Source organism: Paraburkholderia sp. A1RI_3L (assembly GCF_048957895.1).
GTDB classification, from domain to species: Bacteria; Pseudomonadota; Gammaproteobacteria; order Burkholderiales; family Burkholderiaceae; genus Paraburkholderia; species Paraburkholderia kururiensis.
In genome coordinates this window covers 1,246,537-1,264,927 of the sequence record NZ_JARCHA010000001.1, presented here as the reverse complement: position 1 = coordinate 1,264,927, position 18,391 = coordinate 1,246,537, and the positions used below count along the sequence as shown (strand labels likewise).

Genomic DNA, 18,391 nt, shown 5'->3' with positions numbered 1-18,391 from the left:
CTGCGCCCGATCCGCTTTTTTTGGGCCGACCGCGCCGACGAGCGACGGATTCCCACCGCGAGCGCCGTTCAAGAGACATCGCAGTCATCGCACGAGGGACTCCGCATGGTCACGTCCTCCGCCTTCAATGCCACCCCCGCCACGGATGCCGCCGCCATCGCGCTCAACCGCTTCGGACTGGGCGCGCGGCCCGGCGACGCGCCGCCGCGCGAGCCGAAGGCGTGGCTCGTCGAACAGCTGAGCGCTTATCAGCCGATGCCGGCCGCGTGGTCGGGGCTGCCGTCATCCGTGGCGCTCGCGACGGACTTCGCACAGCGGCGCGAGCAGGTGGCCGCGGCGCGCAAGGCCGCGCCTGTCGCCGGCGCATCGAGCTCGCGTGCCGGCACCGCAGCAATTCAACAAAGCCTCGCTCGCAACGGAACCAACGCCACCGACGCAACGAACCCACCCGCCACTGCCCCGCTCGCCGACAGACAGCAAGCCGAAAAGGCCCTGCGCGCCGACGTGGTGAGCACTTACCGCGCCGCCGTCAACGCGCGCGTGACGAGCGCGCTCGTCACGCCCACGCCCTTCGTCGAACGGCTCGTGCACTTCTGGGCCAACCACTTCGCGGTGTCGACGGAAAAGCCCGCGGTCGCCGTGCTCGCCGGCGCTTTCGAGGCCGAAGCGATCCGCCCGCATGTGCTAGGCCGCTTCGAAGACATGCTGGTCGCCGTCGAGCGGCATCCCGCGATGCAGGTTTTTCTCGACCAGACGCGCTCGGTGGGTCCCGACAGCCTCGCCGCGATGCGCGCCGACGCGCGCGACCCCACGCACAAGCGCGGCCTCAACGAGAACCTGGCGCGCGAGATCATGGAACTGCACACGCTCGGCGTGCGCAGCGGCTACACGCAGCAGGACGTGACCGAGTTCGCCCGCGCGCTCACGGGCTGGAGCGTGGCGGGCGCACGCCAGAACCCGCGCATGGCGCCCGCCCAGCCGGGCACGTTCGTGTTTCGCACCGCGCTGCACGAGCCCGGCACACGCACCGTGATGGGCCGCAGCTACAGCGAACCCGGCGAGCAGCAGGCGCTCGCGATCCTGCACGACCTCGCCGCATCGCCCGCCACCGCGCGGCACATCGCGGGAAAACTCGCGCGCCACTTCGTGGCCGACAACCCGCCGCCCGCCGTCGTCGATCGCCTCGCGAATGCGTTCATGCAAAGCGGCGGCGACTTGCCCACGGTCTACCGCGCGCTAATCGACTCGCCCGAGGCCTGGTCGCGCCATGCCGCGAAATTCAAGTCGCCGTGGGAGTGGACCGTTTCGGCCATGCGCGGACTCGGCTGGCAAGACCTCGGCGCCTTCCAGGCCGCGCCGCTGCTCACGCAACTCGGCGAGCCTGTCTGGCGGCCCGGCTCGCCCGCGGGCTACGACGACATCGCGGCAAGCTGGGCCGCGCCCGACGCGCTCGTGCGCCGCGTCGAAGCCGCGCAACGGTTCGCGGCGCACGCGAGCCCCGACCTTGACCTTGACCCGCGCACGCTCGGCCAGCAGCTTTTCGCGGGCACGTTGAGCGAACCCACGGCGCTCGCCGTCTCGCGTGCGGAAAGCACGTCCACGGCGATCGCACTGCTGCTCGTCTCACCCGACTTCCAACGGAGATGAACGCCATGCTCACTCGCCGCCGCTTCATGCGCCTTGCCGCCGCCGGCGCGGGCGCGGTCCTCGTCGCGCCGCGCATCGCGTTCGCGAGCGTGGAAACCGACCGCCGCTTCGTGTTCGTGATCCAGCGCGGCGCCGCCGACGGCCTGCACATCGTCGTGCCCTACGCCGACCCCGCGTATGCCGCGCTGCGCGGCGCGCTCGCCGTGGATGCGTCCACGGCCACGAAGCTCGACGGCACATTCGCGCTGCATCCGTCGCTCGTGCAGACCGCGCAGATGTATGCCGCGAAGGAAGCGCTCTTCGTGCACGCCGTGGCCTCGCCCTATCGCGACCGCTCGCACTTCGACGGACAGAACGTGCTGGAAACGGGCGGCAGCGCGCCGTACCAGGTGAAGGACGGCTGGCTCAACCGGCTCGTCGGCCTGCTGCCGCCTTCACAGGCGACCGGACACGCGAGCGCGATTGCGTTTGCGCCCACCGTGCCCGCGGCGCTGCGCGGCAAGGCCGACGTGACGTCCTACGCGCCTTCGGCCTTGCCGCCCGCGCCCGACGATCTGCTCACACGCGTCTCGCAGCTTTACGAACGCGATGCGCAACTCCACCCGCTGTGGCAGGAAGCCATGACCGCGCGCGGACTCGCAGGCGACGCGAGCGCCCGCCAGGACCCGGCGAGCCTCGGCAAGCTCGCAGCGAGTTTTCTGGGCCGCGACGACGGCCCGCGCATCGCGATGATCGAGACCGGCGGCTGGGACACGCACAGCGCGCAGAACCCGCGCCTCGCCAATCAGCTGAAGGCGCTCGACACGATGCTCGCCGCGCTGCGCGACGGGCTCGGTGCGCAGTGGGCGAAGACCACCGTGGTGGTGGCCACCGAGTTCGGCCGCACCGCCGCAACCAACGGCACGGCGGGCACGGACCACGGCACGGCGTCGGTGGCGATGCTGATCGGCGGCGCCGTGGCGGGCGGCCGCGTCGTGGCCGACTGGCCCGGGCTGCGTCCGAACGATCTCTACGAAGCACGCGACCTTAAACCGACCGCATCGCTCGATGCGCTGATTGTGGGCGCGGCGAGCGAAAGTCTGCGGCTCGACCCCGAGCGGACGGCGCGCACGCTGTTCGCGCAGAGCGGTGCGGGTTCGCTCGCGCAGCGGCCGATGACGGGATTGATTCGTGCGTGATGCGTCTGCCGCGTTGCTTTGGCGTTGCTTTGCCGTTTTTTTGGCGGCTCATGTCGTGTCTGTGCCGCGCTTGTGCCGTGTCGGTAACTCGATTCACCACAACCTCAAACAAAGGGAGCTCATGATGAAAAGAACCTTCGGAACGTTCGGCCTTGGCGGTCTTCAGACGATGTCGGTCGGGTTGGCGTGCGCTGCGCTGCTTTCCGCATGCATCGTGGAACCGGCGCGACCGCCGCGGCCCGAGCCGATGGTCGAAGTGGTGCCCGCTGCGCCGGGGCCGGCGTATCACTGGGTCAAAGGACACTACCGGTGGGAAGGCAACCACTGGCAGTGGGTGCCGGGGCATTGGGTGGGAACGTATTGAGGGGAGCGAGCCGGCCGTGAATTACGGCTTGAACTCAAGCCTGGGGTCATAGCCTGGGCTTAAAGCCCGGCCTCACAAGCTGGCTCGCGGCCCTGGCTCTCAGCGCGGATCACGGCCCCGTCAACACCAACCGATGCACCGTCTCCCCCGGCAAGAACGGCACCGCCTCCCCCCGCACCCACGCCTCATGCCCCGCCAGAAAGTACGGCGACAGCGGGTGCCCCGACTGCCCGCCCGGCATCTCGAAGATGCCGTCCTGCTCGTGTCCCGGCGAGACGATCATGCGCTCCGATGCCCCGAACGACGGCGCCTGCACGCGCGGCATGTTGATGTCGCCGGGCAGCGGATCGTGTGGCGCGCCAAGCGCGCCGCGCACCCACGGCAACCACGCGGGAACGAGCCGCGCGAACGGATGCTCGATGGACGCGCGATTGCGCTCGCCCCAGCGGGCGTGATCGACGGTGGTGCCTTTCGGCAGTTCGCCGATCGCGTGGTCGATGCGATCCAGCACGAACGCGCGCCAGTTCGCCTCGCCGTCGGGCACCCAGGCGTGGTTCGCGGCGAGCGTCTCCATCACGGGCGCGTAGCGCGAACTCGCCATGCGGTAGCTCCATTGCGGCGCGGCGCCTGGCAGTCTGTCGGCGAAACTCGCGGCAAGACTCGCATCGAGCTTGCCGAACCAGCCTTCGTACATCGAAAAGAAAAACCCGCGCACGAGCCGGTAGCCGACGGCGTCGGCATCGGCGCGGCCGTTCCACTGTTCGAGCTGGCGACGAAAAGCGGCGCGCTGCGGATGGTCCTTCAACGCATCGGTATCCAGCGCGTCGAGCGCCACGCGGCGCCAGCGTTCGGTCCACCGTGCGCGGTCGTCGGTCTGGATGGCGAGCAGGTCGCGCTCCGTGGCGTGCGGCAGCGCGAGCAGGTCGTCGCGAATCTGCGCGGCACGCGCGCCGGGGTCCGCGCCCGCGTCGCCAATGCGGCGCTGCTCGTCGAGCGGCAGCGCGCGATTGTTGGCCGTCCATAACCGCCCGAGCGGCGGATCGATTCGCGCGGGATACGCGTCGGGCGGCAGGTAGCCCTGCCAGCCCACGTAGGTGGACGACTTGAACGGCAGGTCGCTTGCCGCGGCGCCGGACGACGTCGCTTCATGCCGCGGCAGCGGTCCCGCAAGCGTCCAGCCGATGCTGCCGTGCGCATCCGCCACCATGATGTTCTGTGTGGGAATACCGCTGGTTTGCGCGACGTGCAGCGCGTCGGCCACGTTCTGCGCGTCTTCGAGTGCTTGCAGGTGCAGGTTGACCGCCTCGCGGTCGTGCGCGACCCAGCGCAGCGCGTATGCGTGCGTGCCGACTACCCACTCCGGTCCCCAGCGCGTTTCGATAACCGGCAGATCGACGGGCGCGCCGCCCTTCACGTCGATACGTTCGTGGACCACCGTCGCGCGCGCCCAGCCGCCGGGCACGCGGTAACGCAGCGGGTCGGCCGGATCGCGTTCGAGATCGATGAGGTCGATGAAACGTCCGTAGCTATTCGTGAAGCCCCACGCGACGTACCCGTTGCTGCCCGCAATCACGAGCGGCGCGCCCGGCAGGCTCACGCCGACGACGCGGTGCAGCGCGCCTTTGCTGCTCTTCGCGGCGTTGGCCTCCTTTGCAGCCGGCCATTGCAGCGCCACGCGGTACCAGATGTTCGGCAGCGAAAGGCCAAGGTGCATGTCGCTCGCGAGAATCGCGCCGCCGTGTGTGCTCGCCGCACTGTGTGCACCATCGACCACCCAGCCGTTGCTGCCCACCGCGCCGCTTTCCGCTACGAGCGGATCGTCGAACGAGGCCAACGCTCGCGCGTTGGAGGGCGAGATGGTCGTCGAGGTCTGCGAAGCCTGCGAGGCATGCGAAGACTGCGAGGTCTGCGGTGCCTGCGACGCCTGGGAGGCCTGGGAGACTTTCGAAGTCTGCGAGACCTGCGAGGTCTGCGAAGCCTGCGAGGCTTTCGCGGTCTGCGCAGACCGCAGCCAGTCCGGCCGCGTGGATGGCACAGCGGGCGCTGCGAGAGAATCCGCAGCCGGCGTCGGCGCCGACGCCGCATCGAAAGGCGCGTCCCACTGGCTCGCCTCGGGCAGCAGGAACGCGAACAGGTCGGGCGGCACGCGCTCGCGCAACGCGGCGCGCGCGAGAATGCGGCGCGCCTCGTGCACCTGCAGATCGAGGTACATCGCGTAGACGACGAGCGCCGTGTCTTCGGGCCGCCACGCCGCGGGCCGCGTGCCGAGCAGCCAGTATTCGGGCGGCCGCGACGCGAGCGACGAGAGGCCGTCGTTCACGCCCGCGGTGTAGCGGTCGATCAGTTCGCGTTCCGCAAGCGGCGCCGCTTCCACCAGTCTGCGTGCATGCTCGCGAAACCGATGAAGCCGGTTGCGCCGATCGAGATCGAGCGCGGCGGGTCCCACGAGCGCACTCATTTCACCGGCCGCCACGCGACGCAGCAGATCCATCTGGAAGAAGCGATCCTGCGCTTGCACGAAGCCGGTCGCGTAAGCCACGTCGCCACGGTTACGGCCTGTGATGGTGGGCACGCCGAGTGCGTCGCGCTCGATGGTGACGGGCGCGGTGAGCGCTGCCGTGCGATTGGCCTGCCAGGCGCCGTCAAGCTGCGGCAAGCTCGCGCGCAGCACGAGCCAGCCCGCCACCGCGACGCTCGCTACGAGGGCGGCAATGAGCACGACTGCAGCCACGAGCGTCGTGCGCCAGCGCGACCGACGCCGACACCGCACCGGCGACGCATCGCGCCGCTGCGAGGACGTGTCGAGATCGGTCATCGGCGAGCGCGCAGTGAGCGCACCGAAGCAGCCGTCAAAGATCCGCGGGCGAAAGCGTGATGCGTGCGCCTGGCACCGTCGCGCGGCTCTGCACGGCGCGCAGAATGCGCGGCCGGTTCAATTCGAAGGCGAGCTTGAGCTGGTGATCGCTTTCGTTGCGCGCGCCCAGTTGCCCGCAGACCGTCTCCACCGGCAACGCGAACGCCTGGTAGCCCCAGCCGAAGCCGTAGGCGGAGAACCACACGGTGGCGTTGTCGGAGAGGATGGGCAACGTGACGTCGGTGCAGGAAGGCGTGTTCATAGCGTTGACCTGTTGTAGCGGGAACGGGTGGCGAAATGGCCGAAAGGTGGCACGGCGGGAAAGATCCCGCGCGCAGTCTCGCACAATGAGATGACAAAAGCAGACGCGCGGCGGCGCGGCCTTGCGGCGACGCAGCGATTTCCGGTTCGCCCGGCAGGTTTTCGAATCTCTGCGCAGCGGACGGCATGGTCCAAAGTGGTTACCTGAAAATACCAAAAATCGGATATTCACCGAAGCCACTCCGGCGCCTAACCTTGGCTCTGTCGCGCTACCGGCAGTCCACATCGAGGCTCGCCGTCAGGCCGAACCGCAGTCTCAAACCTCAACCCGATGCGCACTCACGGAGAATCGTCATGCAAGCTCGTCTCGACTTCTACAAAGCCAGCCCCAACGCCGTCAAAGCCATGCTCGGACTCGAAGAGCGTATCGCGCGCTCGTCGCTGGAAAAGCCGCTGGCCGAACTCGTGCGCCTGCGCGCTTCGCAGATCAACGGCTGCGCCTTCTGCGTAGACATGCACACCACGGACGCGCGCAAAGGCGGCGAATCCGAACGCCGGCTCGCCACGGTGGTGGCGTGGCGCGAGACGCCGTTCTTCACCGAACGCGAACGCGCGGCGCTCGAATGGACCGAAGCGCTCACCCTCGTCTCGCACGACCGCGTGCCCGACGCGGTGTGGGAGGCCGTGAAGCCGCACTTCACGGAGGAAGAACTGACCGACCTCACCTTGCTCGTCACGGCCATCAACGGCTGGAACCGCTTCGCTATCGCGTTTCGCAAGATGCCCGAATGAGGCGGCGGGCCGAGCCGGGCCCGAATGCGCCGATAAGCGTCTGTCTATCCGGCGCGGCGGACTGATTCGGGCCGCCTGCTTCGGGCTGAGGGATTCAACGCCTGTTGATGCGGGAGCGAACCCGCTCAGATAAGAAGCGAAATGATCCCGCCGACGGTGACGGCCGCGGCCAGCCACCGGCCCGCGCTGTAGTAGCTGTCCTTCTGCTCGGATTGCTGCTCGGGGCTTTCGAGCCCCAGCGTGCCGTAGGTGAACGACTTGATCGGCGATGACGATTGGGCCGGCTTGCCCGTGGATGCATCGGTCGATGGATCGGTGGACTGGCTCGCCGGGAGGTCGTGGTTGGACGCCGCGCGGGTGGTCTGTGCGTCACCGCTTTGCGGGTCCGCTGTGGCTTCGTTGCCGGCTCCGTTGCCCGCTGCATTGCCCGCTTCATTGCCTGCCTCGCCGCTTGCGTGTGGACCACCAACCTGTGCGTTCGCGTCTTGCGTACTGGCTGCCGGGGTCTCGCTGGCGAGGCGCCCGGACGCGCCGTACAACGGCGAATCGTCGGTGCGCCGCGCCGGTTCGCCCAGCCGCACTTTCACGCCGGTTTCGGAGGAAGCGGGCGCATCGGCACCGGATGCGCCCGTGTTCGCCGCGTTAGCCGAGCTGACACGCGCCGCCGCATCCGTCTGCTGTCCACCGCCCTGCTTCGCCGACGCCGCGCGATAGAACGCCGGATCGACGGCCTCGCCGCCCGAACCGGAAACCTGCATGACTGAGTCCTCCCATCGTCGTTGATGCGCTCTCCCGCAGAACGCCGCAGCGCGCCCGGCGCAGGCGCCATCACGAGCCGGGCAGTTGCTATATCGACCGCTCGCGCGCGGGCTTGACGGCCGGTAACGCGCGGGAAGAATCGGGAAAGGGACCGGAAAGAGACTGCCAACTGCGGCGCAACGGCGGTCGCCCCAACGCAGCGCGAGTCGCCGCGCAGAACCGCTACCACACGCGGCGCGTCAAGGCTCGAAGTCGAGCCCGCCAATCAGAATGTGCGGTTCGCCCTGGCTACGCGACGAAAGATCGACCTCGCGCGCGGCTTCCCACGCGTGCATCTTGCGCGGGATGGCATCCAGATAGCAGTCGAAGCGGGCTTCGCCGTCGGACTCCATGAGACGGAGAATTTCGTCGCTGTCCCACGTCAGCGAAAGGTCGAGCGGATGCGCGTACACATGCCGATGCTCCCCCGGATGGCCCGTGAGCCGCACGCGCGTGGGGTGCCCGCGGCCCTCGCGAGGAATGACCTCGATCGTCACCGCGTCGCCCACAAGATGCCCCAGCCGTTCCACGATACGCGGGACAAAGGCCCGCTCGAACCGGTCCGCCGCTTCGTTGTCCATGCGTGAACTGCTCCGTCGAATGTCGCTGTCCTGATGTTGGAAATGCTTAATGGTGCCGCGTGGTGCGAGGATGGTGCCGGCAGCGGCGCCCCGCAAGCACGGTGCCCATGTCGCACGCAGGAAGAGAAACGCAATGTACACCGCCATGTGCCGGCGCGGCGTCGGTATGTGCGAACAGCGCCGCGAGTCATCGCGGCCGCTCCAACGCTCCGCCGCTCCGGCACGAAGCCATGCAAGCCGATACGAAGCTGCCGCCCGCCAAACCACCCGCGACGCGAAAAAATCCCGCTGCAGTTGTCGATTCCGCGCCAGCCCGTTCGTCGTCGCTACGAGACGGCTGCAAGACGTGCAATACGTCCGATACGTCCTCTATGCCGCTCGCCCGCGCGAACCTTCCCAAGGAGCCCACCATGTCCAGTTCTGCTGTGAATCCCATCCCGCCCGGCATGCACACCGTCACGCCGCACCTCATCTGCGAGGGCGCCGCCGAGGCCATCGAGTTCTACAAGAAGGCGTTCGGCGCCGTGGAGGCGTTCCGGCTCGACGGGCCGAACGGCAAGATCGCGCACGCGTGCATCCGCATCGGCGACTCGTCGGTCATGCTGGTGGATACGCAGCCCGGCTGCTCTGACAGCCCGGTTTCGCTCAAGGGGTCGCCCGTCACGATCCATCTGTACGTGGAAGACGCGGACGCCGTGATGGACCGCGCCGCCGCCGCGGGCGCGAAAGTGACCATGCCCGCGGCCGACATGTTCTGGGGCGACCGCTACGGCCGGCTCGAAGATCCGTTCGGACACCAATGGTCCGTTGCGACGCACAAGCGCGACCTCACGCCCGACCAGATCCGCGAAGGGATGATGAAAGCGTTCGGCTGAAGACAGCCGGTCAATCGACGCAAACGCATCGCCGCACGCGCGCCTGCCCCTGACCGGTAACCGACACCCGGTACACGGCACCGCGCCGCGTGCTTCGCCCTCCAGCCACGCGCCTCGCGCGGCAAGGCGCCCTCGCGCCTGCCCGCAGGCCCTTCACGAAGGGATCCACCATGCAAAAGATCGCCCCGTTCCTGTGGTTCAACGGTCAGGCCGAAGAGGCCGCGAATCTCTACACCTCGATCTTCAGGAATTCGCGCATCACGGAAATACAGCGCTACGGCGAAGCGGGACCGGGCGAAACGGGATCGGTGATGTCCGTGTCGTTCGAACTGGAAGGTCAGGCGTTCATTGCGCTCAACGGCGGGCCGGCGTTCACGTTCTCGCCGGCCATCTCGTTCTTCGTGCACTGCGAGACGCAGGACGAAGTCGACGCGCTATGGACAAAGCTCGGCGAAGGCGGCGGAGAGCCCCGGCAGTGCGGCTGGATCAGCGACCGCTTCGGCGTGACGTGGCAGATCGTGCCCACAGCGCTCGGCAGAATGCTGCGCGACAAAGATGCCGGGAAGTCGAAGCGCGTCATGCAGGCGATGCTGAAGATGGTGAAGCTCGACATCGCCGCATTGGAAGCGGCGTACGAAGGGCGCTGAACGCCGCACGTTTCGCACGGCGCAGCGCCCCGTTTCATCCGCTCCTCAGAAGCGACAGAAGCTCCGGAAGCTCCGGAAGCTGCCTAAGGCTACCGCGCCGGCTGCCCTGCATACGAAGCCGGCTTCACGTCACACGTGGCGCTCGCGTGCGAACCGTCGGCGAAGTTGAACGTCATCGGGATGCGGCTGCCGGGCACAGGCGGCTTCACCGGCTGTTCGAGCATCACGTGGTACCCCTTCGGCGCGAACACGAGTTCGCCGTGCGCGGGCACCTCGGCGGAGTCGATGGCCACCATCGTCGACGTGCTGCCGTTCGATTCCGTCCGGTGCAGCATCGCCATGCCGAACGCGGGCGTGGCCACGCCGGTCAGAGACGCGGCCGCGTCGCCGCTGTTCTTCAGCGTGAAGTAGCCCGACGACGGCACCGAGGCCGGCATCGCGCGAACCCAGCAGCCGCTCACCTCGACATGCGAGGCGGCCTGCCCCGCGGCCTGTGCGCCTGTCGTTGCACCTGTCATTGCGCCTGCCAGACAGCATGCGAGCGCCACCTTGCGCGCGAACACCGCGCCGCTGCTCTTCCTCTTTGAAGCCTTCATACCTGCCCTCCTCGTTCACGATTGAAGTGATGGAACCCATGAAAAAACGCGTCAAAACGCGTAGCGCATGCCGGCGAAGACACTGCGTCCTTCGCCGGGATAAAAGATCGCAAGACTCGATGCCGTGCGGGCGTCGGCCACCGTGCTGATGTCGCTCACGTAGCGCTTGTTCGTGAGGTTGCGTGCGTCGACGAACACGGACACGCCATTGCGAAAGTCGTAGCCCGCGTTGAGGCCCACGAGCGTGTAGCCCGGCACGCGCAGCGTGTTGGCGTCGTCGGCCCACGCGCCGGCGGGCACCCAGTCCACCGTGGCGGCCATGTGAAAACCATCGGGCCGTGCGTAGCCGAGCGATGCGCGCAGCACGTTCACCGGCACGCCCGCGATGCGGTTCGAGCCGTACTGCGGGTCGTTCCTGAAACGGAAGTCGCTGTAATTCCAGAGCCCCGAGAGCGTGATGCGATCGCCCGCGCCGGACCGCACGATATCGCGCAGCAAATCCACGGACGCCGCCGCCTCCACGCCTTGCAGCACGGTGCGATTCGCGTTGAAGGTGGACGCGGGAATGTCGGGGTTCGTCGTGTACTGCAGCAGTTGATCGCGCACCATCGACCGGTACGCCGTGAGGTCCCAGCTCACGCGTCCGCTGCTGCCGCGCGTACCGATCTCGAGCGTCCACGCGTGCTGCGCCGCGAGCGGCGTGAATTGCGTGGTGCGGCTGAACGTCTGCGTGAGGTCGGTGAAGTCGGGCACGTCCTGGCTGCGCGTGATATCGACGAACGCCTGAATGTCGCGCCGCGGTTGCCAGAGCAGACCCAGCTTCGGATTCGCGCCGCTATAGCTCTGGCTCGCCGACTTGTAAGTGGGATCAGCCGCGAGCCCGCCGTGGTCGATGTACTGGCGCACGTCGTGCAAGAACTTCACGCCCGTCATGAGCGCAAGCGTGGGCAGGAAGAACAGCCGGTTCTCGACGTAAGCCTCGTAGTTGTACGCGCGCTGCGTGGAATCGAGCGTCTGCGTGCCGCGATTGCCGTTCACGTTCACGTACTGCTTCGCCTGCGTATTGCCGCCGAACACGCGCGCCCCCGCGATCACGTCGTCGCGCATGCCGGCCACCTCCAGCGTGGCCGTGTAGCGCGGCGCGAAGCCGTAGGTCCAGCCGTCCTGGTCGATCACCTGGAAGATGGGGTGATACAGGCTCTTGTGGATAGCCCACGTATCGAAGTCGAGCTGCCCCACATCGAGCTTCACCGTCGTGCGGTTCGCAATGCGTTCGGTGCGCGTGTTGCGCGCCTGGTCGCCGGAAATAGCGCTCGCGGCGGCCTTCGTGGGATTGTTCAATGCGTCCGTGAGCGAGAGCGTGCCGGGCAGCTTCTGGTCCACGACATAGGCGCCCAGATAGAAGCGCGTCTCCACGCGCGGGCTGAAGCGGTAGCCCACGTTCGCATTGAACTGCTCGTACTGGCCGCGCTCGTGAGCGCGAAAACCGTCGGCGTGATTCACCGAAAACGTCGCGAGGAAATCGAGCGGCCCCATCACGCGCGAGAACTGCGCGCTCGTGCGCAGCGTGCCGTAGCTGCCGCCTTCGAGCCGCACGATGTTCGGCGCAAGCGCGGTGTAGGCGGTGGGCGTGAGAAAGTCGATGGCGCCGCCCAGCGTGGACGAGCCATACGCAAGCCCGTTGCCGCCCTTGTAGACCTCCACCGACTGCAACGCGAGCGGATCGATCTGGTAGTAGTCGCCGCTGCCGTCTGCGAGATTGGTCGGTATGCCATCCTGAAGAATTTCGAGTCCGCGCGTGTGATACGAACGCGCGATGCCCGAGCCGCGAATGGAGAGCCTCAGCTCCTGTCCGTAGCGGTTCTGCACGAACACGCCGGGCACGTCTTTCAGCACGTCGCGCAGCGTGAAGGCGTAGGTGTTCGCGTACGTGCTGCTATCGACGAAGCCGACTGAGCCGGCCGTCTCGAAGAGCGTGCGGCGTTGCTCTTCGACGGTGGACGAAGTGAGCGATTTCGAGGCGCTGTCGCGCACGACGATGGCCGGCAAGACGTTTGTGGCAGGCGCGTCCGTCGTGGCAGTCGTGGCAGTCGTGGTGGCCAGAGGCTGCGCGGCTTGCGCGAAGGCGTGGCTCGCGAGCATGGCCGCAAGGCCCGGCAAGAGGCGCCGAGGTTGGAATGTGTAGCCCATGATGGTCTCTTTGTACGGTTGTTCTTTGGTTGCCAGTGCCTCAGTGCTCGTGCACGTGCGCAGCGGGTTCGGGCGCCGTCACGCGCACGAACGGCGCGGGGCTGCGCAGCGCATGCGGGTCCGCGCCTTCTGCAGGAATCTCGGTCCATGCGCGGTTGCCGCGCTCGCAGGTCTGCTCGACAGGGAAGAACAACGTGCGGCCCGGCGTGGCGGGCAGTTTCATGACGAGGCCGAAGCGGTCATAGAAGGCATCGGGCAGCGGGCCGCCGCGCCACTCCACGGACTGCACCGTGGTCGTGATGACGGCGCCGTTCTCGCCCGCAAGCGGCGGATCGACGGGACGCGTCGCGATGCGCACGGTCCAGCCTGGTTTCATCTGTGGCTTCACGGAGGTCACGCCCTCCGGAATCGTCACGCGGATGGCGACGGTGGCAGCGCCGTCGCAACCGTGCGGCACCTTGAGCGATGTTTCGAAGTACGAGCCGGCCACGCCTTCGTTGGGCGCGGTGGTGATGTGGGCAGCGGCGCGCCCGGCGACGGACGCGAGTGCGACGAGAAGGGAAACGGCGAGCGCGCGACGGCGCGGCGCACGGCCGTTGAAAGCGATGAGCATGACGGTTGTCCTTGAAGAACGAAGTCGAATGACGTGGCCGGCGTTCGTCGCGGCGCGTTGCGCGTGAACGTGAGCGCAGGGAAGCGTCGAAGGACGAAGCAGGCCGCTAAATCGGGTTCGGCGTGTTCAGTGCCGTTCAGGCAACCGTCTGCGGAGGGCCGCGCGGCGTGGCAAGCGCGAAGCGCGGCAAGGGCAGCACGTGCCGCACGCGAAGTGCGAGGACGCGCTGCGAAGCGACGAGCGATACGACGGCGACAAAGACCGCGCCGCCGATGGGCGGCGCGTGCGCGAGCAGATTGCAGTAGCCGCACGCCTTCGCGTGATGATCGTCGTGAGAAGGCGAATGGGGGCCGAAAACGGAATCGCGTGCGGGCTCGTATAGAGGCGATGCGCGAGCCTCGAGCGGCAGCGCGGCGTTGTGCGCGGAGCACAGCGCCGCGCGAAGTTGCGCGCGTACGTCGGCTGGCGCCGACGCGAGCGCAACCGGCTGCGTCGGCAGCAGCTGCGTGACCACGGGCGCGACGATCGCCAGCCACATGGCGAGCAGCCCGACCCAGGCTGTGAGCCGGGCGCGATGCGCGCGCCGCCGGGCACGCGGCGGCTGATCGCAGCGGCCTGACGACTTGGTTCGCCTTGCACGCTGCTGCCACACGCGCAGCGTCGACGCGCGCGGCCACACAGGCGCCGCCCAAGCCGCCGACATCGCGTCGAGCAAGCCGCGCAGGCTAGCCATTCCGGCAAGCCTGCGCGACCGCAAGCACACGCACGCGCATGGCGTTCATCGGCGTCACTTCGCTGTCACTTCACCGTGAACGTGTAGCGGCCCTGCGTGCGATGGCCGTCGGCCGCCAGAGCGATCCATGCCACGCTGTACTGGCCCGGCGCGAGCTCACGCAGCGCGACGGTCATGCGCTTGTGGTTCGCCGCATCCACCGCCGATTTGGCGGCGGCCACGCTCTGGCCGTGCGCGTCGGTGACGTCGATGGAACTGAAGGCGGGTTCGAGCGCGTCGTCGAAGACGATCACGACTTCGTGAGGCGCCGCGACGGTGGCGCCGGCAGCCGGTGTCTGCTGCTTCGGATGTGCGTGCGCGTAGGCGAACTGGGCGAGGACGAGCGCGAAGGCGGCAACCAGGCCGCGGGCGAAGAAAGCGGTTTTCATGATGAACCTGAGGTCGAAACGATTGAACGGAAAGCGGAAAGCGAACCGATATCGCCGCGCGAGCCGCAAAACCGATGCCATCGCGCAGGCGAAGGCATCGCGTGGGCCTGCCGTGCCCGCACCGCATATCGGGTCGCGAGCCGCTGTGCCCGCACGAAGGCAGACCGACAGAAGCTCACGCGTCCCAGCGAGACAAGGCACCGGCGGCAAGCCGCACGAGGCAATATCGAACGAAAACGAAAGAATGCGAACGAAACCCGACGGCGAAAAACAAGCCGACGAATTCAGTCGATCACGAGAAGAGAGGAGGGGCGCGAGGCTGCGCGGCAGTGAGCGCGAACGCCCGGCGCAGACTTTCGAAGCGGGTGGCGACGCGGTGCGCGATGGCGCGCACGGTGAGCACGAACATGGCCTGCGCGGTGGGCAGGGCCGGCGTGTGAGCAAAGAAGCCGCAGTACCCGCATGCCTGCAGATGGGCGAAGAGGCCGTGCGAAGCGGAATGCGTGGACGAGTCGGGCAGCAGCGCCGCGCTCTCCGGCGTCGCCTGCGCCGAGCACAACGCCAGATCGAAGGCCCGCGTGTGCGCTTCGCTGCTCGGCTCCATACGGTCGGCCGCAGCCAGCATCTGCGAGATAGCAGGCGCGAGCGTCAGCATCAGGATTGCAAGCAATCCGAGCAGACAGCCGGTTTTCCGCTGGAGGCGATTGAGCATGCTGGCGAGAGATGGCACACGGAGAAGCGATCCGCCGTGCGGCGAATCGATCAGCCGCGATTATGCCATCCGCCCGTCAGCGCTGCCCGCGCCTTCCTGGTTCGAGCCTTCCTGGTTCGAGTCTTTTCCGGCGCCCGCCTCCCGGCTCGCGTCGGTTGCGCTCAGGTCTTCACGAGCGGCGTGCGCACAGGCAACTCGCGAATACGAACGCCGGTGGCCGCCGCGAGCGCATTCGCCACCGCGGGCGCGACGGGCGGCACGCCGGGTTCGCCCACGCCCGTGGGCGCTTCCGCCGAAGGCACGATATGCACCTCCACCACGGGCATTTCGTCGATGCGCAGCATCCGGTAGTTGTGGAAGTTCGACTGCTCGACCTCGCCGCCGTTGAGCGTGATCGCGCCGTAGAGCGTCATGGCGAGCCCGAAGCCGATGCCGCCTTCCATCTGCGCACGCACCACGTCTGGATTGATGGCGACGCCGCAATCCACGGCGCACACCACGCGGTTCACCTTGAAGGTGCCGTCGGACTTCACCGTGACTTCGGCCACCTGCGCGACGTAGGTGTTGAACGCCTTTTGCAGTGCGATGCCGCGTCCGCGCCGCTCGCCCGCTGCACCCGGCGCAAGCGGCTGGTCCCAGTTGGCGGCCTTCGCTACAGCATCGAGCACGCCCCGCTCGCGCGGGCTTTCCGTCAGCAACGCGCGGCGGAATTGATACGGGTCTTTGCCGGCTGCGTGCGCGGCTTCGTCGATCAGCGTCTCGGTTGCGAAAGCCGTGTGCGTGTGGCCCACGGAGCGGTACCACTGCACGGGCACCGTGACGTCCTCGGGAATGCGCTGCTCCACGCGCAGATTCGGAATGGCATAGGGCAAATCCGCCGCGCCTTCGACGATCGTGCCGTCGATACCGTTCTGGATGAACGCCTCAAGCCCGGAGCCCTTCAGGAAAGACTGGCACACGATGCGGTGATGCCATCCCGTCAGCTCGCCGCTGCTGCTCACGGCCGCGCGCAGACGATGCACGTTGAACGGGCGATAGCTGCCCGCGCGCATGTCGTCCTCGCGCATCCACACGAGCTTGATGGGCGCTTTCACGCCCTGCTGCTGCGCGGCCTTCACGATGGCCGCGGTTTCGCAGAGATAGTCCGAGGTCGGGTTTGCGCGCCGCCCGAAGCTGCCGCCCGCATAGACCTGGTTGATCACCACCTGCTCGGGCGCGAGGCCCAGCACGCGCGCCACGTTGATCTGGTCCATGGTCTGCCATTGCTCGCCGTTCCAGATCTCGCAGCGGTTCTTCGTGACGTGCATCGCGCAGTTCATCGGCTCCATCGACGCATGGGCGAGATACGGAAACACATAGTCGGCCTCGATGATCTTCGCGCCGCCCTCCGGCTGCAGTGCGCGGTCCACGTCGCCGCGTTTGGCCGCGACGTCCGCGGGCTGGCCCGCGAGTTCGCGATAGTGCGCGAGCATCTGCTGCGTGCCCATCGTGAACGCGTGGCTCTCGTCCCATTCGACGCGCAGCGCGTCGCGGCCCTGACGCGCAATCCAGGTGTTCGCCGCGAGCACCGCCACGCCGGGCGCGCTGTGGCCCGTGCCCGGATACTGCACCACCGCCACCACGCCGCGAATGGCGCGGGCCTTGCTCGCATCCACGTGCTTCACCGTGGCGCCGAACTTCGGCGGACGCGCCACGCTCGCCACCAGCATGCCGGGCAGCTTCACGTCCTGGGTGAAGACGGCTGTGCCGTTCACCTTGGCCGGCGAGTCTTTGCGATGCACACCGGTCTTGCCGATCAGCGTGAACTGCGACGGATCTTTGAGCGGCACGTCGGCGGGCGGCGTGAGCTTCGCCGCGGCGGCGGCCAGTTCACCGAAACCGGCGCTGCGGCCCGACGCGGCGTGCGAGACCACACCCTCGCGCACAGTGATGCTCGAAGCCGGCACGTTCCAGCGCTCGGCTGCGGCGCTCACGAGCATGGCGCGCGCCGTGGCGCCGGCCTTGCGCATCTGCTGCCACGACGCGGCCATTGCCGTGCTGCCGCCCGTGCCCTGGAACTTCATCTTGCCGAAGGCGAGGTTGCTGTAGCGCTCACGGTCCGCGGGCGCGGCCACCACCTTCACCTTGCTCCAGTCGGCATCGAGTTCTTCCGCGGCGAGCGTGGCAAGACCGGTGAAGGTGCCCTGCCCCATCTCGAGATGCTTCGAGACGACGCTCACCGTGCCGTCCGTATCGATGCGAATGAAGGCGTTGGGCACGAAGGCGGCGTGGCTGGCGGCTGCGTTGGCTGCCGCGTTGACTGCCGTTGCGGATGCGGCGGCTGCGGCCTTCGGCGTCGCGGCGCCTGCGGCAGTTGCGGCACCGGCGAGCGGCGCGAGACACACGCCCAGCGCAAGGCCGCCCGCCTGCTTCATGAAGCCGCGGCGGCTCACGTTGAACACGACGCCAGGCGCGGCATCGGCGGCGTCTACGGTTGCATGGGAAATGGTGGCAAGGCTCGCGTCGCGCGCGGCCAGATGCCGGGGGTTATCGCGTTTCATCGTCGTCGTCCCCTACGGATGGGCTGCTTCGTTCGTTCGGGTGCTCGTTCAGCGGTTCGCTTCGCGGCGTATCGAGTTCGAGCACGAGGCTCGATCACGCGGTTCAGGCCAGGGTGCCCGCCGCCTCGTGGATCGCCGCGCGAATGCGCACGTAAGTCGCGCAGCGGCAGACGTTGCCGTTCATCGCGGCGTCAATGTCGGCGTCGGTCGGTCGCTTGTTCTGCGCAAGCAGCGCGCTCGCGCTCATGATCTGGCCGGACTGGCAATAGCCGCACTGCACGACGTCGATCTTCTGCCAGGCCTCCTGCACGGCCTTGCCGGCCGGCGTGGCGCCAATGGCTTCGATGGTGGTGATGTGGCGGCCGTCGGCGGCGCTCACGGGCGTCACGCACGAGCGGATGGGCGCGCCGTCCAGATGCACCGTGCATGCGCCGCACAGCGCCATGCCGCAGCCGAATTTGGTGCCGGTGAGGCCGGCTTCGTCACGCAGATACCAGAGCAGCGGCATCGCGGGGTCGCCCTCGAAGGTGCGAGGTTGGTCGTTGACGATGAGATGGATCATGACGGCTCCTGTGGGTGGAC

The 18,391-nt window shown here is 68.0% G+C and carries 18 protein-coding genes; 6 read left to right on the top strand and 12 right to left on the bottom strand.

The annotated features are described in order from the left end of the window. Positions 1 to 105 precede the first annotated feature (105 nt). The 3 genes from PXJ20_RS05845 to PXJ20_RS05835 all read left to right on the top strand — a co-directional run bounded on the left by PXJ20_RS05845 (position 106) and on the right by PXJ20_RS05835 (position 3,189). Entirely contained in the window at positions 106 to 1,647 is a 1,542-nt protein-coding gene (locus PXJ20_RS05845) for a DUF1800 domain-containing protein (protein WP_421030397.1), read from the top strand. 5 nt (positions 1,648 to 1,652) lie between these two features. Continuing rightward, a complete protein-coding gene (locus PXJ20_RS05840) occupies positions 1,653 to 2,825 on the top strand; it encodes a DUF1501 domain-containing protein (RefSeq protein ID WP_421030396.1) in 1,173 nt (390 codons plus the stop codon). A 169-nt stretch (positions 2,826 to 2,994) separates the two neighbouring features. Next, positions 2,995 to 3,189, top strand: a complete 195-nt coding sequence (locus PXJ20_RS05835) for a YXWGXW repeat-containing protein (protein WP_421030983.1) — start codon at positions 2,995 to 2,997, stop codon at positions 3,187 to 3,189. A 109-nt stretch (positions 3,190 to 3,298) separates the two neighbouring features. Here the strand turns inward: PXJ20_RS05835 and PXJ20_RS05830 are convergent, their stop codons facing one another. Further along, positions 3,299 to 6,004 (bottom strand): penicillin acylase family protein, encoded by a 2,706-nt coding sequence (locus tag PXJ20_RS05830; protein ID WP_421030395.1) that lies wholly within the window; start codon positions 6,002 to 6,004, stop codon positions 3,299 to 3,301. 34 nt (positions 6,005 to 6,038) lie between these two features. Then, entirely contained in the window at positions 6,039 to 6,305 is a 267-nt protein-coding gene (locus PXJ20_RS05825; protein WP_017772951.1) for a hypothetical protein, read from the bottom strand. A gap of 353 nt (positions 6,306 to 6,658) precedes the next feature. Between PXJ20_RS05825 and PXJ20_RS05820 the strand changes: the two genes are divergently transcribed. Then, entirely contained in the window at positions 6,659 to 7,096 is a 438-nt protein-coding gene (locus PXJ20_RS05820) for a carboxymuconolactone decarboxylase family protein (protein WP_126876852.1), read from the top strand. A 125-nt stretch (positions 7,097 to 7,221) separates the two neighbouring features. On the opposite strand, the gene PXJ20_RS05815 is transcribed toward PXJ20_RS05820, so the two are convergent. Together PXJ20_RS05815 and PXJ20_RS05810 are read right to left on the bottom strand one after the other, a co-directional pair. Continuing rightward, on the bottom strand, positions 7,222 to 7,854 hold the full coding sequence (locus tag PXJ20_RS05815; RefSeq protein WP_421030394.1) for a hypothetical protein: 633 nt from the start codon (positions 7,852 to 7,854) through the stop codon (positions 7,222 to 7,224). Between the two features lie 240 nt (positions 7,855 to 8,094). After that, positions 8,095 to 8,475, bottom strand: a complete 381-nt coding sequence (locus tag PXJ20_RS05810) for a DUF5594 family protein (RefSeq protein ID WP_126876850.1) — start codon at positions 8,473 to 8,475, stop codon at positions 8,095 to 8,097. A gap of 410 nt (positions 8,476 to 8,885) precedes the next feature. Between PXJ20_RS05810 and PXJ20_RS05805 the strand changes: the two genes are divergently transcribed. Continuing rightward, positions 8,886 to 9,350: a VOC family protein gene (locus PXJ20_RS05805; RefSeq protein WP_277597410.1), complete on the top strand. Its 465-nt coding sequence runs from the start codon at positions 8,886 to 8,888 to the stop codon at positions 9,348 to 9,350. A gap of 170 nt (positions 9,351 to 9,520) precedes the next feature. Beyond that, positions 9,521 to 9,997 carry a VOC family protein gene (locus tag PXJ20_RS05800; RefSeq protein ID WP_421030393.1) on the top strand — a complete coding sequence of 159 codons (477 nt, stop codon included), beginning with the start codon at positions 9,521 to 9,523 and terminating at the stop codon, positions 9,995 to 9,997. Between the two features lie 89 nt (positions 9,998 to 10,086). On the opposite strand, the gene PXJ20_RS05795 is transcribed toward PXJ20_RS05800, so the two are convergent. From PXJ20_RS05795 to PXJ20_RS05760, 8 genes are all read right to left on the bottom strand, one after another. Then, entirely contained in the window at positions 10,087 to 10,515 is a 429-nt protein-coding gene (locus PXJ20_RS05795) for a copper chaperone PCu(A)C (RefSeq protein ID WP_421030982.1), read from the bottom strand. 129 nt (positions 10,516 to 10,644) lie between these two features. Continuing rightward, entirely contained in the window at positions 10,645 to 12,786 is a 2,142-nt protein-coding gene (locus PXJ20_RS05790; protein WP_421030981.1) for a TonB-dependent receptor family protein, read from the bottom strand. A gap of 37 nt (positions 12,787 to 12,823) precedes the next feature. Further along, entirely contained in the window at positions 12,824 to 13,396 is a 573-nt protein-coding gene (locus PXJ20_RS05785) for a YcnI family protein (protein WP_421030392.1), read from the bottom strand. Between the two features lie 136 nt (positions 13,397 to 13,532). Beyond that, entirely contained in the window at positions 13,533 to 14,129 is a 597-nt protein-coding gene (locus PXJ20_RS05780; RefSeq protein WP_421030391.1) for a DUF2946 domain-containing protein, read from the bottom strand. Between the two features lie 65 nt (positions 14,130 to 14,194). Then, a complete protein-coding gene (gene copC, locus PXJ20_RS05775) occupies positions 14,195 to 14,557 on the bottom strand; it encodes a copper homeostasis periplasmic binding protein CopC (RefSeq protein WP_026121066.1) in 363 nt (120 codons plus the stop codon). 292 nt (positions 14,558 to 14,849) lie between these two features. Then, a complete protein-coding gene (locus tag PXJ20_RS05770) occupies positions 14,850 to 15,269 on the bottom strand; it encodes a DUF2946 domain-containing protein (RefSeq protein WP_017772940.1) in 420 nt (139 codons plus the stop codon). Between the two features lie 161 nt (positions 15,270 to 15,430). Further along, positions 15,431 to 17,809, bottom strand: coding sequence for a molybdopterin cofactor-binding domain-containing protein (locus PXJ20_RS05765; RefSeq protein WP_421057413.1), 2,379 nt, complete (start codon positions 17,807 to 17,809; stop codon positions 15,431 to 15,433). Positions 17,810 to 17,912: 103 nt separating this feature from the next. Next, positions 17,913 to 18,371 carry a (2Fe-2S)-binding protein gene (locus tag PXJ20_RS05760; protein WP_020480652.1) on the bottom strand — a complete coding sequence of 153 codons (459 nt, stop codon included), beginning with the start codon at positions 18,369 to 18,371 and terminating at the stop codon, positions 17,913 to 17,915. Between the last annotated feature and the right edge of the window lie 20 nt (positions 18,372 to 18,391).

Coding starts and splice junctions, on each gene's coding strand:
- PXJ20_RS05830 (WP_421030395.1), bottom strand. CDS start 6,004: ATGACCGATCTCGACACGTCCTCGCAGCGGCGCGATGCGTCGCCGGTG.
- PXJ20_RS05800 (WP_421030393.1), top strand. CDS start 9,521: ATGCAAAAGATCGCCCCGTTCCTGTGGTTCAACGGTCAGGCCGAAGAG.
- copC (WP_026121066.1), bottom strand. CDS start 14,557: ATGAAAACCGCTTTCTTCGCCCGCGGCCTGGTTGCCGCCTTCGCGCTC.
- PXJ20_RS05785 (WP_421030392.1), bottom strand. CDS start 13,396: ATGCTCATCGCTTTCAACGGCCGTGCGCCGCGCCGTCGCGCGCTCGCC.
- PXJ20_RS05770 (WP_017772940.1), bottom strand. CDS start 15,269: ATGCTCAATCGCCTCCAGCGGAAAACCGGCTGTCTGCTCGGATTGCTT.
- PXJ20_RS05840 (WP_421030396.1), top strand. CDS start 1,653: ATGCTCACTCGCCGCCGCTTCATGCGCCTTGCCGCCGCCGGCGCGGGC.
- PXJ20_RS05760 (WP_020480652.1), bottom strand. CDS start 18,371: ATGATCCATCTCATCGTCAACGACCAACCTCGCACCTTCGAGGGCGAC.
- PXJ20_RS05825 (WP_017772951.1), bottom strand. CDS start 6,305: ATGAACACGCCTTCCTGCACCGACGTCACGTTGCCCATCCTCTCCGAC.
- PXJ20_RS05795 (WP_421030982.1), bottom strand. CDS start 10,515: ATGACAGGTGCAACGACAGGCGCACAGGCCGCGGGGCAGGCCGCCTCG.
- PXJ20_RS05815 (WP_421030394.1), bottom strand. CDS start 7,854: ATGCAGGTTTCCGGTTCGGGCGGCGAGGCCGTCGATCCGGCGTTCTAT.
- PXJ20_RS05810 (WP_126876850.1), bottom strand. CDS start 8,475: ATGGACAACGAAGCGGCGGACCGGTTCGAGCGGGCCTTTGTCCCGCGT.
- PXJ20_RS05835 (WP_421030983.1), top strand. CDS start 2,995: ATGTCGGTCGGGTTGGCGTGCGCTGCGCTGCTTTCCGCATGCATCGTG.
- PXJ20_RS05820 (WP_126876852.1), top strand. CDS start 6,659: ATGCAAGCTCGTCTCGACTTCTACAAAGCCAGCCCCAACGCCGTCAAA.
- PXJ20_RS05780 (WP_421030391.1), bottom strand. CDS start 14,129: ATGGCTAGCCTGCGCGGCTTGCTCGACGCGATGTCGGCGGCTTGGGCG.
- PXJ20_RS05845 (WP_421030397.1), top strand. CDS start 106: ATGGTCACGTCCTCCGCCTTCAATGCCACCCCCGCCACGGATGCCGCC.
- PXJ20_RS05805 (WP_277597410.1), top strand. CDS start 8,886: ATGTCCAGTTCTGCTGTGAATCCCATCCCGCCCGGCATGCACACCGTC.
- PXJ20_RS05765 (WP_421057413.1), bottom strand. CDS start 17,809: ATGAAACGCGATAACCCCCGGCATCTGGCCGCGCGCGACGCGAGCCTT.